Genomic DNA, 13,735 nt, shown 5'->3' with positions numbered 1-13,735 from the left:
ATAAATGAATACCTTTACTAAAGAAGTTATGTCTGTCGGTGAAATGGCCTGTGGCACAAAACTGACTGTACCTGTTTTTTCATTTAAAGTAGCAGAAGAGCAAAAGACCGGCCCTGATGTTTATATTCAAGCCAATATGCATGGCGCTGAAGTACAAGGCAATGCGGTTATTTTTCAATTGCTTGAATTATTACCCCATTGTCAATTAAACGCTAACATTACCTTAGTACCTTACGCTAATCCTCTTGGTAATAGCCATAAAAGTGGTGAATATACCTTAGGCCGTTTTGATCCAATTACCGGTGAAAACTGGAATAGAATGTATCACTTTGACCAAAGTATTATCGAGCCTTTCGTAAAACAATATATTGATGCCAGTGACGATGAGATAGAAGCTAAATTTGCACAGCTTTTAACAAATGAAATAGAAGCTAAGTTAGCGCCTTCTGTTTGGGGATTATCAACAGGACAACGTATTGCTTATCAATTACAGCGTTTAGCGCATAAAGCCGATATTGTACTTGATTTACATACTGGCCCTATCTCAAGTAAACACTTGTACTGTTCTGAATATTCTCAAGCAAGTGCAAAATACTTTAATATTGAACACACGCTACTTATTCCTAACGGGTTTGGCGGCGCTATGGATGAGGCAATTTTTTGCCCTTGGTGGTATTTACAAGAAGCTTTTGCAGACTCAGGTAGAGAGTTTACTATGGGGCAGGGGATTTTTGATAAAGAAGCCTACACAGTCGAGTTAGGCTCACAAGAGCAAATTGATTTAGACGTAGCTAAAGGTGACGCGAAAGATCTGTTAACTTATTTACAGTATAAAGGCGTTATTGGTGGAGCTGAATATCAGCCAAAAGAAATGACGCGTTATGCTTGTCATCTTAAAGATTATAAAACCTTCTATGCGCCTATGGGCGGTATGGTTGATTATCTTGCCGGCTTTGGTAAGCCGATTGCAGCAGGTGAGCCGTTAGCTCGCATTTTGAGAATGGATGTTTACGGTGATAGTCGTCTTGGTAAAGATGACGAGAATACAACTAAAGCTTTACATTATGTCTCATTGGAAGAAGTAGCCATTCCTATTTTGCATTTTGCTTCAGCGAATGTAACTCAAGGCTCAGAGCTGTATAAGGTGTTTACTAATTACTTTGAGATTTAAGGTTAGAGACAAGAAATAGGCTCTAGATTGTAGGTATTAGGCTCTAGATTGTAGGTATTAGGCTCTAGGTTTAAGTCCTAGTACCTAGCCTCAATAACTTAGGCTCTAGGTTTTAAAATCCCAGAGCCTAGTTTTAATAACTTAGACTATAGCCCCTAAGCTCTTGTTGCTTATATCTTTAAACTAAACTGTAACGCAGCGCCACCTGTGTCGTTCTCTCCAACAAAGCCAGCAATATCTATAGCTAAAACATCCCAAGGAGAAATACCTATACCTGCAGTAAATACATCGTCATCAACATCGTTTAAATCCATTCGGTAACCAGCACGAAGTTGTAGATGTTCATAAAGACGGAATTCAGCACCAACTCGGGCGTATTTTGAAGCCTCTAATACTTTAAATTCTTCTCTGTCCATTAGATCTAGCTCGGTAGATACACTAACCCAATCGTTTTGGTAATTTAAGCCTATTATTGCACTTGTTTCTAAGTTAAATTTTATATTTTGCAGCTCATGGGTAACTGTTTGCTTCATTAGGTTGTTAGCAACTAAAGCAACACTCCATTGGCGGTTGTCACCAAAACTTGCATATAAGCCTAAATCGGCGTTTGTAGCTGTAGAGTCTGTAATGTATTCATCGTCAGTAATTTCAAAATCATCATCATCAAACTCATTGATTGTTGGGTTTGCGTAGATAAGATCGATACGTTGATATTTTAATTTTGTACCAATACTTAAATCATAACTCTCATCCTCAATTACAGGATAAGCAGCCATAATACCAAACTCTGAAATTGAATAACCTAATGCTAATGTTGAAGAGTCAAGATCCGCTATGTCAAAACTTCCTGACATAACTGCATCATTCATGATTTGTTCATCTTCTTCTACGTAGTCGACTAAGCCACCAATACGGCCATATTGATTGGCAAATAAACCAAAACTTAAGTATTGATTTGGGATCAAAACTTGAAAGTTAATACCTTCTTCTATTTTTATTACTTTTTGATCTATTTCTCCAAGTGTATAAACAATATCATCAACTTGATTGTATAGATCATCCACGTCAGGATATTGGGAGTTATTTATATCGTCTTCTAAATCATCAAGATCATCGATCACATCATCAATACTATCTAGCACACTATACTTATCTGAGCCTAAAAGACCTAAGTTCAAAGAAAAGAAAAAATCATCATCTTCATCAAACTTAGTTAATAAAGCAGGGTTACTTAATGATGAGGTAAAGTCAGCATTGATACTTGTAAAACCTTGACCAGCACTTCTTGCTGTAAAGCTTTCACCATGGCTAGGCAGTGTTACTAATATGAGTGGAGCTAATAATGAGCACTTTATCATTTTCGTGCAAAGGTTAATGGTTAGTGTTTTTTTCATAGGGGTCATAAGTTATCCTTTAATACTAATGAGATGTAACAAATAGTAACATAATATTCTGTACAAACGTTCAGTTTTTTAAGGCGTTTTTTCATTTATCAAGATGAGATCCGACCTCAGGCGTGCTACAACTTATCAGTATAGGCCGAACATTGGATTTAGGCTGAAGGTATTGTTAGCTCATAAATTGTACTTTTTGTTTATTACAATTCAAAGAAGTCATAGCAAGGTGCTAAGCTAATGATTGATGCAAACAAGTAAATGTTATAACATAACATCAATTCACTTGTGGCATGCCGATTTATTCTAACTATGTTTAAAAACCGACAAAAAATACAAAGCGTATTTATGCTTTTGCTTTTTTGTATTACTTTGTTCGCGCACAGTGAGCATTATACGCAAGCTAAGTCAGAGCCTTTACCAGAAGCGCAGCATGATTGTCACTTTTGTCAACAAAACTTAGATGATTCGTCGGGTACCATTGAGCTTAGTGTAAAGCCGGTGGGTATTATTAGTTGGATTAACACTAAAACACCAGTTAACCCTTTAATTGCTTCGAACTACCTGCTTCCTAATTTAAGGGCGCCACCAGTATTTCCCTCATATTAAAAAATTATCTTGTTACCGTTAGAGCTTACAGTAATAGATTTCGAACTGATATTTAGCGCCTAACCCTGGGTTTAGGCGTTTTATTATATTGTTAGATTTATTTAGCTGAGGTCTAATTTACTAGTTTGTGATCAACTTTTTTGAGTGCAACTTACAGTAGAATATTGTTGGAAAATTGTTATGTCTTTCACTAAAAAACAACAGGGCAGTAATGCTCAAATTAAATATATGATTAATAAAATTACCCACGCTAAAGCCCCTTTAGCGCTTGCTCTTATGTTACCTTTTACCGCGAGCACTCTAGCTCAAGAAATATCTGGGGTTGTGCTTAACACGCAGGGACAACCTATTGATAATGCTGCAATTCAAATAGGTCACGACTCACAGAAAATATTCACTAATGCTAAGGGTGAATTTAGCTTAACTGATGTCAAAGAAGGCACAGTAGAGTTGCATATTAGTTCAAAGAAATATAGCCATCAAAACCAAATGGTTACCGTAACAGCAGACGAAGTCAGCAAGGTAAACGTGGTACTGACTAAAACCGTAATGGAAGTCGTAGATGTTTATGCTACTCCATTACATGCTTCATCAATTGAATCAGCGTTACCTATTAACGTAGTAAGTGCTGATGAATTGAAAATGAAACAAGCAGCGACGCTTGGTGAAACGTTAAAAAATGAAGTAGGTATAAACACAAGCTATTACGGCCCTGTAGCAAGTACTCCTATTATTCGAGGATTAGACGGCCCTAGAGTACTGATTACGCAAAATGGTTTAGACGTAGGTGATGCATCACGCGTTGGACCTGATCATATTGTTGCCGCAGAAACTACAACAGCAACTCAAATTGAAGTATTAAGAGGCCCAGCGACTTTATTTTATGGTAGTGGTGCTATCGGCGGTGTGGTTAATGTTGTTGATGGTCGCGTACCAACAAGTAGTGATGATGAAGTCGACTACTTACTACAATATAACGATGTTGCTAAAGAAAAGCAGGCGTCGGTAAATATTCAAACCGGCACTGAATATATCGCTTTTCATGTTGATGGTTACTGGCGTGAATCTGATGATTACAAACTTGCTGGACCTGCAGAAGTAGAATCTGAAACTGATGAAGAAGATCATGATGAATCGGGTGATTATTACTTAGATAATAGTGCGTCGACAAGTAATGGTGCAACATTTGGTGCAAGTTACCTGCTAGATAATGGTTTTGTAGGGCTTTCTTATGGCTTTATGAACCGCGAATATGGCATACCAGGCCATAGCCATGCAGGACACGATCACGATCATGACCACGATCATGCTGAGGAAGGCGAAGAAGAAATTGATGTTTATGCGAATATGAATCAAGATCGATGGCAGATGTTAGGTGAATATAATTTTGACCAAGGCTTTATTACTAAAGTCGCAGGTAAACTCGCGTATAGTGATTACCAACATGAAGAAATAGAAGCTGGTTTAACAGGTACTATCTTTACAAATGAAAGTACTGAAGCGCGTTTTGATTTATACCATCAAAGTTATTTTGATTGGAAAGGTGCGTGGACAATTCATTATAAAAACTCAGACTTTGCAGCGGAGGGTGAAGAAGCTTTTACACCACCATCTGAGTCATCAATGTTGGCGCTTGCTTGGCTAGAAGAAAAACATTTTGGTTCTGTATTATTGCAATTAGGAGCCAGATTAGAACAAGTCACAATAGAGGTAGAAGACAGTGTAGTAGGCTTTGAAGATAATCAACTACTAGCTGAATTTGGTACGCAAGACTTTACCCCTATTAGCACTTCGGCGGGTTTAGTTTGGGATTATCAAGAGGGCTATAATATTGGTTTATCATTATCCTATTCACAACGAGCACCTGCTGCAAGTGAGTTATTTTCATTTGGTCCACACATAGGTACTAGTACTTTTGAGGTAGGTGCAGGTTTTGCTCTACATCAAGAAAATGGTGAAGTACACATAGAGAGTCCAGAAGAAGCAGCAACGGTTGAAACGTCATTAAACTTTGACTTAACTTTCCGTAAATTCGATGGTGACTTTGGCTATGTATTAAGTGCCTTTTATAACCGTATAGATGATTACTACTACCAGAATAATAGTGGTTTATTTTATCATGGCGATCATATTGACACGACTGAACACGATGGTGCTTTACCTATCTATATTTATCAACAAGAAGATGTTGCAATGTATGGTGGTGAAGCAGAGTTTATTTATCAAGTAACATCTGGCTTTACTGCTTCTATATTTTCAGATTATATTCGCGCGCAACTAGTTAATACTGGCGGTAATGATAATTTACCGCGTATTCCGCCATTACGTCTTGGTGCTATTTTTGATTATCAAGCAGAGTCATTTGATGCAGAATTAAGCTTTACTAATTATTTTGAGCAAGATGATACTGCAGAATTAGAAACCAGCACAGATAGCTACACCATGATTGATGCACACTTTAATTATTATATTGATGGTTTTGGTGATGATTTAATTGTATTTGTTAAAGGGCAGAACTTAGCAAATGTAGATGCAAGAGTTCATACTTCTTTCCTAAAAGATGTAGCACCTTTGCCAGCTCGTAGTTTTAGTATTGGTGTTCGTGGTAGCTTTTAATTTGAAGTCACTTTTATCTGCAAGTTATCCTTGATAAAAGTAGGTTCTCGTTTAAATAACTTGTTCTCGTTTTAAGATTTATTAAACCGAGATCAGGTTAAATAACAAAAAATAAAAAGGGGTTGTAACATTGTTACAGCCCCTTTTTTAATAAGTATGCTCTTAAAAGCAATTGTCTACATAAGTCAGCTTAGTGCTTTACATTAGGCCTTCGGTTAATGTTGCTAAACCACAAGCGTTACGTATTGTTCTTAAACTAGTTTAATACCTTCTTTTACTAAAACAACTTTGCCTTTTTTAAGTAAGTTGCCTACTGTCGCTTTAAAGGTTTTTTTACTTACGCCTAATGTTCTTTGTATTAACTCAGGGGCGCTTTTATCATTTAATGGTGTAATACCACCTCGGTCAGCAATGTGTGCTAATAGTTTTTCAGAAAAATCATTTACTTTATTTTTACTGCCACGCGATAAAATAAGATCAATACGGCCATCTTCACGTACTTGTTTGATATAACCTGGAATTTGCTTACCAATACGTAAATGTTGAAAGATCTCATTGTCGTATAATAGGCCCCAGTGCAAATCATTAATAATGGCTTTGTAACCTAAATCTGTTTTGCCTCCGATAATCAAATTAACCTTATCACCGGTTTGGTAATCAGCAGGCCAAATATCAATAAATTTATCAAGCTTGCTAGAAGCAGCAATACGGTCTGTACTTTGATCAAGAAAAACACGCACTAAGTAATATTTACCAACTTCCATTTCAGTATGTTGTTGATTATATGGAACCAGTAAATCTTTAGGTAAGCCCCAATCAAGAAATGCACCCATTTTATTTACTTGCACAACTTTTAACGATACAAATTCACCTACTTGTGCAAGCGGCGTGGTGGTTGTGGCAATAAGACGATCGGCAGAATCAACATAAAGAAAGATTTTAAGTAAGTCACCAATTTTACAAGCCTCTGGCAAATACCTTTTAGGTAATAATATTTCACCTAACTCACCTGCATTTAAATAAGCGCCATTGTCCATTAAGGCAATTACATTGAGGTTATTAAACTTACCAATTTGTGCGTGCGTAGTTGCTTGCATAGGTTTTTGCTCCGAGTCTTGCTTGGGAGTTTGCACAGTATTTTGTCGCTCAGTCATGGGAATACCATAGAAAAAATTTTCATTATTATAGCGTATTCAATGGCGTATACCCAACGATTTCACGGTTGCTTATATCAAGGTTAACCCACTCAATTTAAACCTTTTATTAAAAGCGAACAAAACGATTAAAATAAAATACCTAATAGTGTGCGTTAGGAGAAATTATTGTCAGCTGCTACATATTTCATTGTTGATTTTAGTCGTGCTTTTTAGGGATTACTAAAAGTAATAAATAGTCGAACTTTACTGATAAAGTTACTCTTGAATAAAATTAAACGCGTGGCAGGGTTGCTATATAAAAAGACCTTTAAACTAATCCAAGCAGAACTGTAGGCAATGGCTTCATGGGTGTAAAGTATTAATTATTAGACAATATAGTAACTGAATAATCAGCTAAGCCCTTGTTTGTTTATATGCGCTTTATATATTTTTTAATAACAATTAATGTTATAAATAAATGCGCTTAATGTAAATTAGCCACAGTGAATCAACAACAACGATTAAGTAAGCTATCACATCTGTATGAAAGCAGTGAAGCAAGCGCGATAAAGAGCCATAATTAACGACATGTTGCAACGTCTACCACTTTTATTACCGCTATTTTTTATAGTAACACTTGGGGGATTAAGTGTTAGCAGTAGCGTGTGGGCTCAAGAAAATGGACTTGAACAACAACTTACTGAAATAAGTGAACAAGTTGACAAACAAAAAGCACTCGACGATTTATCACTATTACTAAAATCAAAACAATATAAAGGTAGCGATAAAGCCAAAATATTACTGAAAAAAAGTAAGGTGTTATTTGCTAGTCATCGATATAACCAAGCGGTTGATATTGCTATGCAAGCAAGAGCTTTGGCAGATAAAAACAAAGATTTATTGCTGGTGGCACAAATTAATCACTTTCTCGGCATATTATTTTATTATCAAGGCGAATTAAAAAAAGCGTTAAAGCCTTATCAAGCATCACTTGCTTATTACGTGGCTAATCAAGCTAATAGTATTAATAAATTTGCTATCGAACAGGCTAACTTGTTAAATAACATCGCATTGGTCTATACCTCTTTAGGACAACCGAATCTAGCTTTAGCTAATTATGAACTTGCAGAGCCTTTATATGCAAAATATGGCACTGAGGGTGATAAAATAGATGTGCGATACAATATCGCTGCGCTGCACATTAGCTTACGACGTTTTGATAGCGCTATTGATATTTTAAAAGTGGTAATACAAAAGCGTCAGCAGCTAAATAATGAACATGGCATTGCTACTGCAAGAGCTGATATCGGTATTGCTTATAAACACTCCGGACAGTTTGCTTTAGCAAAAGAAAATATATTAGCGGCGCTAAGTTATTTTGAAAAACATGATTATAAGCATGATATCGCTTCCCAGCTACATAATATGTCAGAATTATCTAATGATATTTTTGATGTTGAACAAGCTATTTATTATGGCCAAAAAGCCTTAATCATTAGTGACCAAGTTGGACATCAAAAAGCTTACGCCGGCAGTTTACAAAGCTTAGCTAAGGCAAAATTTTATGCGGGTGACTTAGTACAAGCAGAACAATATATTCAGCGTTCTACTGATGTTGGAGAAAAAATTGATTATCAACGATTAATAACAGAAAATTTAGCTATTTCGGCATTAATCAATGCCGGTAATCAGCAATTTATTAAAGCATTAAAAGAACAACAGCAATATGAAAAAAAGCATTTGCTTATCGCTAATAACACCTTAAATGATAAATTAGCTGAGTTTGAATCAGAACAACTGAATCAAAAAATAGTTGATTTAGAGCAGCGTCAAGAATTAGAAAAACTACAGTCTGTAAAAATTGCGCAGCAACGTAATGTTATTATATTAACCCTAGTACTCATTCTTGGTGTTGTATTCTATATCTATCGTCGTCATCTTGAAAAACGCTTAACAAAAGAATTAGAACTTCGTGTAAAACAACGTACGCGTGAACTTGAAAATTTAACAAAAGAATTAGAGAAAGCGGATCAGGTTAAAAATCAATTTTTGGCAAATATGAGTCATGAAATTAGAACCCCATTAACTGCAATTGTAGGCCATGCTGAAGCACTAATTTATGATGATGTCGATAAAAGTAAAGTAAAAGAAGATGTGCAAGTAATTCATGGTAATAGCTTACATTTACTTGAACTTATCAATGATATTTTAGATTTAAGTCGAATTGAAGCGAATAAATTTGAATTAGAAACACAGACACTCGATTTAGGCGATTTGATTCAAGATTTATCCTATACATTTAAAGCGCAAGCACAGCAAAAAAATCTCTGTTTTGCAATTGAGCATGACTTACCTTTACCTTTTTGGATCGAAATAGACAGCTTACGGTTAAAACAAATATTATTAAACTTGTGCAATAATGCGATTAAATTTACAGAGCAAGGCAAAGTTACTTTAGCTATTCAATGGCAAAATGAGCAATTAACTTTTAACGTAATTGATACCGGCATAGGTCTAGATAAAGCACAGTTATCTCAAGTATTTGAAATGTTCACACAAGCAGATAATAGTATTAGTAGGCGTTTTGGAGGCTCAGGACTTGGTTTATCGTTGTCTAAACAATTAGCTAAATTGATGTCAGGTAATATTGTTGTAACAAGCATACTTGGTAAAGGGAGTCAGTTCTGTCTAACCTTACCTTGCCAGAGAAATGTAGATAATAGTCATAATGCTGAGCTGCCCGTTTTGGCATGTGCCAATACATTATTTAACGGTAGCGTATTATTAGCAGAAGATCATGATGACAACAGGCGTTTAATTGCTCGACTATTGGCTAATTTAGGCTTAACTGTTCTTGTTGCTAAAAATGGTAAAGAAGCGGTGCAATTATGTGTTGAACACCAGCCCGACTTAATACTATTGGATATACAAATGCCAGAAATGGATGGCGTTGAAGCTTTTAAAGCATTGCGTGATTTGGGTTGTAATAAGCCTATTTACGCTTTAACAGCTAATGCAATGTCGCATGAAGTAAGTCGGTACTTAGGCTTAGGGTTTACAGGGCATTTAAAAAAACCAATTGAACGGAAAAAATTTGTTGCTGCCATTGCACAGTGTTTTAATGCTAACAAAGACATAGCAGACACAGCTGAATGTGTTGCCGCTGAAGAAAAGCTAGCTGAGGTCGACTTAACTGATTTGATCGCCGAATTCACCGTTAACCTAAGTAAAGACAAACAAGATATTTTGCGCTGTATTGACAATAACGATATAAAAACACTTGCTCGTCACGCTCACCAATTAGCTGGCGCCGCTCAAATGTTTGGCTTTGTTGAACTTAATCAAGCTGCCAAAGAGCTAGAACAACTGATTAAAAAAGAGTCATCTCTAAATAGCCCTAATTTCCATTTAATTAATGAGTTAACTGATTGTCTACTTGATGAAATTAACTTAATTGAACAGCAGTAATAGCTTGAGGACAAAAACGTTATGACAAAAACCTTTTCTTATTCGCAAGCCTTATTAGCTGGTGCTATTGCATTTTTTGCCTTCGCTTTATTTAGTTTCACATTAAAAATATCACCTTTTATTGATGCCGTGAATAAAACCACCAACACTATTAATTCTGTAACGCCTCATATTGAAAAAATCATTACTGAAGTATCAGAAGTCAGGACTGAAGTAGGTAAAGTGAGATTATTACTTACTAATCAAACGCCGGCTATTTTAACGCAAGTACAAGCAACATTACCTGTTGTAGAAAGTGTTATTGAAGAAAGTAAAAATTACTCCACACAATTACCTCAACTGTTAGCACAAATCACTAAAATAGAGGAGCAAGTAGCGATTCTGCAAGCTAACTTGCCAGCAATTTTGCAAAGAGTGGACGAGGTTGTTAAAACAACTAACAATACTACCGCTGAAGTAGCTTTGTGGCGTCCTCAGTCACTTCAATACCTTAATGAAATAAAGCTTTCTAGAACTTATATTCCTGAATATTTAACACGGGCTCAAAATACCGTTAATGATGCAAAAACAATAGGTGAAGATGCGAGTAGTGGTATAGTTTCAGGTTTGTTAAAAGGCGTGATCAATCTGCCTTTAGACGTTTTTACCGGTGTTAAAGGAATTGTTAAACCTGGCTCTAAGTCAGCTGAGAATTTAACCGCTAACGATGTATTGCTTATTAAAAATAAAGTTATTTCTTTACTTAATAGTCAAGATCAACATAAAGCTTTTTGGCAAAGCTCCGATAGTGGTAACAGCGGTACTATTGTTAAGGGGGCTACAAGCTCACACGACAAAAAGCAGTGTATTGAATTAACCTTTAATAATTACTTCAAAAGCGGTGAAGAAGTTATAACTCAATTAATGTGTTTAAACGATGAAGGTGTATGGCTAGTTAATTGATTAAATTGTAAAATTAGATAGAACATTAATGCGGTATGGTCTGATTTTTACCGTCTACAGCGTGGTAAGACAATATTTATTGTGTACAATACAAACAATATAAGTTGTAACAGTAATATGTTAACAGGAAAGTAAAATGGCTAGAGAACAATTTGGTATTTGTGCAGAAGCAAACTTGCATGGTAATTATTTATTATTTAATGCACTAGATGATAAAAATGCTTTTATTCGAGCAGCAATATCACGTTTACCTCAGTTGTTTGAAAACTACGCTGAACAGTTTTCAGAAGCTAACCTTATTGGTGTTGTAGCAATTGGCGAAGCGTATTGGGATGAATTTTATCCCAAAGGACGTCCTGCCTTGTTATCACCATTTCCAACAATGAATAGCGATGATCGTGTAGCTCCTTCTAACACATACGATATTTATATAGAAATTCGTAGTGATAGAGCAGATGTTAACCATATTGTTAGCTCTAAAGTTTGCCAACTACTTGGTGATAGTGTCGAATTAGTCGAGCAAGTACAAGCGTTTAGATTTTTAGATGGTCGTGATCTTACCGGTTTTGTTGATGGCACTGAAAACCCACAAGGTATTCACCGACGTGAAGTCGCGTTAGTTAAAGAGTTAGACGATAGTGAATTTGCTGCGGGCAGTTACTTACATACGCAACGTTACCAACATAATTTAACGCTCTGGAATTCACTTGCCGAACATGAGCAAGAAGATGTTTATGGTCGTACCAAATTAGACAACATTGAATTTGCTAGTGAAGAAAAAGCGTTAACTGCGCATACTAAACGCACTAGTTTAAAAGATGAACAAGGTAAAAGTTTAGAAATTCTCAGGCAAAGTATGCCGTACGGCGATATGAAGCGTAAAGGGTTGTTTTTTGTTTCTTATTGCGCATCACCTAAACCATTTGAGTTAATGTTAAAAAGCATGATACACGGGGATGCTCATGGTAATTCTGATCATTTACTTAAGTTTACGCAAGCTGAAACAGGTAGTGCCTTTTTTGCTCCCAGCTTAACTTTCTTAGCCAATGTTGCCCAGATTGATGTGGAGCATGATGGGATAGTAGATGACAAAAGAAATGAACTAAGTGAATAGTTAACTAAACCTAAATTAACTGAACTAATCACTTAGCTATAAACTTATTCTGTTATGAGTTCATGGAAATCTTGTACCGTATATTGCCCTTGATTAATCGCTAACTCAGACTCCGGAGGGAGAGTTCCTAAGGGCAATAGACTAGGACCCGTTGGCTCGGCTAATACATACCTTACACTGTTATTCATTAATGTCACTTCACCTGGTTTTGCAGGAATGTTAATTCCTATAAAGGCATGATTATCGACAAAAATTAGCGCCATTTTAATTCTCGGCATCAACAATCTGAGTAAAGACGCTGTTAAAGTCATCTTACTATCACAGTCACCTTGATTTTCCCATAACACTTGTAATGGAGTATTAAAACCTGCTCCTGATGAAGTAAGGCGAGACTCTAAGGTGCTGTACGGAATACTTTGTACAAACCCCAAAACATAATTAGTCACTTTTCTTATATTTAACATCGAAAAATGATCTAAGATAATTGATTTCAATGGTTTTAAATCTGCTACAGAGTCATTGGCAATAGTCACGTGATTGACTTTAATTCCTGTATTACGCGTATGATCTGTAAATAATTGGTAATAATTTTCTGCTAAGTATTGCGCCGTAACCTCTTCTTCAATTTTTGCGATTAATTGATAGGCTTTAGCGACCTGTTTTTCATTCGTGCCTTTTACTTCAATATAAAACTGATCGTTATTTTTTCTATACCTTATCCTTACATGCGCTATAGGATTTTGGCGTAGCTTTTTTTTAACACCCTTAAAAATTGATTTCTGTGCGTAATTATCTTGATAACTTTTAAAATAACGAAAGCGTTCAAATAAGCCTTCATTACTCAAAGTAAAATTCATGCTTTGTTGAATTGAATTTGAATCAAGCCATTGATAATGAAATTGATAACCTTGTTCTATTTTTTTCTTAGTAAAGCTTAATTGTGCTGCCTGACTAGTGTTGATAAATAATAGTATTAGCAGCATCTTGCTTATAAGCACAATAATACTGGGTAATTGACATTGAGTTTTGCTATAGAGTAAGGCAGAAATCACGTTAAAAATGCTCTTTTACTATTTAGTTAGTATTCCGTTTAGTCTCATAAGTATTGATTTAAGATAGTAAACATTGCTCAGTTCTATTTCTAAATAATAGAAGCATAAAGACTAAATAACACATTTTATTTGTATAACAAGCTAGTACGAATATTTAGTGCTGCTTGTTACACCAATGCTGTGCTTTATATGTTTGTGTACTTAACGGTTATATATTTAGCCTGCGCCTGTAC

The 13,735-nt window shown here is 35.7% G+C and carries 9 protein-coding genes; 6 read left to right on the top strand and 3 right to left on the bottom strand.

What is annotated here, in order from left to right; all coding sequences use genetic code 11:
* Positions 1 to 4: 4 nt before the first annotated feature.
* Positions 5 to 1,171 (top strand): succinylglutamate desuccinylase/aspartoacylase family protein, encoded by a 1,167-nt coding sequence (locus KO502_RS05990; protein ID WP_216021661.1) that lies wholly within the window; start codon positions 5 to 7, stop codon positions 1,169 to 1,171.
* Positions 1,172 to 1,341: 170 nt separating this feature from the next.
* Here the strand turns inward: KO502_RS05990 and traF are convergent, their stop codons facing one another.
* Entirely contained in the window at positions 1,342 to 2,574 is a 1,233-nt protein-coding gene (traF, locus tag KO502_RS05985; RefSeq protein WP_216021660.1) for a conjugal transfer protein TraF, read from the bottom strand.
* A gap of 339 nt (positions 2,575 to 2,913) precedes the next feature.
* Between traF and KO502_RS05980 the strand changes: the two genes are divergently transcribed.
* Together KO502_RS05980 and KO502_RS05975 are read left to right on the top strand one after the other, a co-directional pair.
* The gene (locus KO502_RS05980; RefSeq protein WP_216021659.1) at positions 2,914 to 3,174 is read left to right on the top strand and encodes a hypothetical protein; all 261 of its coding nucleotides are present in this window, start codon (positions 2,914 to 2,916) and stop codon (positions 3,172 to 3,174) included.
* Between the two features lie 180 nt (positions 3,175 to 3,354).
* Positions 3,355 to 5,790: a TonB-dependent receptor gene (locus tag KO502_RS05975; RefSeq protein WP_216021658.1), complete on the top strand. Its 2,436-nt coding sequence runs from the start codon at positions 3,355 to 3,357 to the stop codon at positions 5,788 to 5,790.
* 251 nt (positions 5,791 to 6,041) lie between these two features.
* Here KO502_RS05975 and KO502_RS05970 read toward each other — a convergent pair whose 3' ends face one another.
* The gene (locus tag KO502_RS05970; RefSeq protein ID WP_216021808.1) at positions 6,042 to 6,887 is read right to left on the bottom strand and encodes a S1-like domain-containing RNA-binding protein; all 846 of its coding nucleotides are present in this window, start codon (positions 6,885 to 6,887) and stop codon (positions 6,042 to 6,044) included.
* Between the two features lie 627 nt (positions 6,888 to 7,514).
* Between KO502_RS05970 and KO502_RS05965 the strand changes: the two genes are divergently transcribed.
* From KO502_RS05965 to KO502_RS05955, 3 genes are all read left to right on the top strand, one after another.
* Positions 7,515 to 10,394 carry an ATP-binding protein gene (locus KO502_RS05965; RefSeq protein WP_216021657.1) on the top strand — a complete coding sequence of 960 codons (2,880 nt, stop codon included), beginning with the start codon at positions 7,515 to 7,517 and terminating at the stop codon, positions 10,392 to 10,394.
* Positions 10,395 to 10,415: 21 nt separating this feature from the next.
* Positions 10,416 to 11,336, top strand: a complete 921-nt coding sequence (locus KO502_RS05960) for a hypothetical protein (RefSeq protein ID WP_216021656.1) — start codon at positions 10,416 to 10,418, stop codon at positions 11,334 to 11,336.
* A 136-nt stretch (positions 11,337 to 11,472) separates the two neighbouring features.
* Positions 11,473 to 12,450: a Dyp-type peroxidase gene (locus tag KO502_RS05955; RefSeq protein ID WP_216021655.1), complete on the top strand. Its 978-nt coding sequence runs from the start codon at positions 11,473 to 11,475 to the stop codon at positions 12,448 to 12,450.
* Between the two features lie 44 nt (positions 12,451 to 12,494).
* Here the strand turns inward: KO502_RS05955 and KO502_RS05950 are convergent, their stop codons facing one another.
* Complete coding sequence (locus tag KO502_RS05950; protein WP_216021654.1) at positions 12,495 to 13,433, bottom strand: hypothetical protein; 939 nt, start codon at positions 13,431 to 13,433, stop codon at positions 12,495 to 12,497.
* Positions 13,434 to 13,735 lie beyond the last annotated feature (302 nt).

The sequence above is a fragment of the Colwellia sp. E2M01 genome (assembly GCF_018860585.1).
GTDB lineage: Bacteria > Pseudomonadota > Gammaproteobacteria > Enterobacterales > Alteromonadaceae > Colwellia.
Note: the sequence above shows the minus strand (reverse complement) of the source record. Positions and strands in the feature narration are given on the sequence as shown.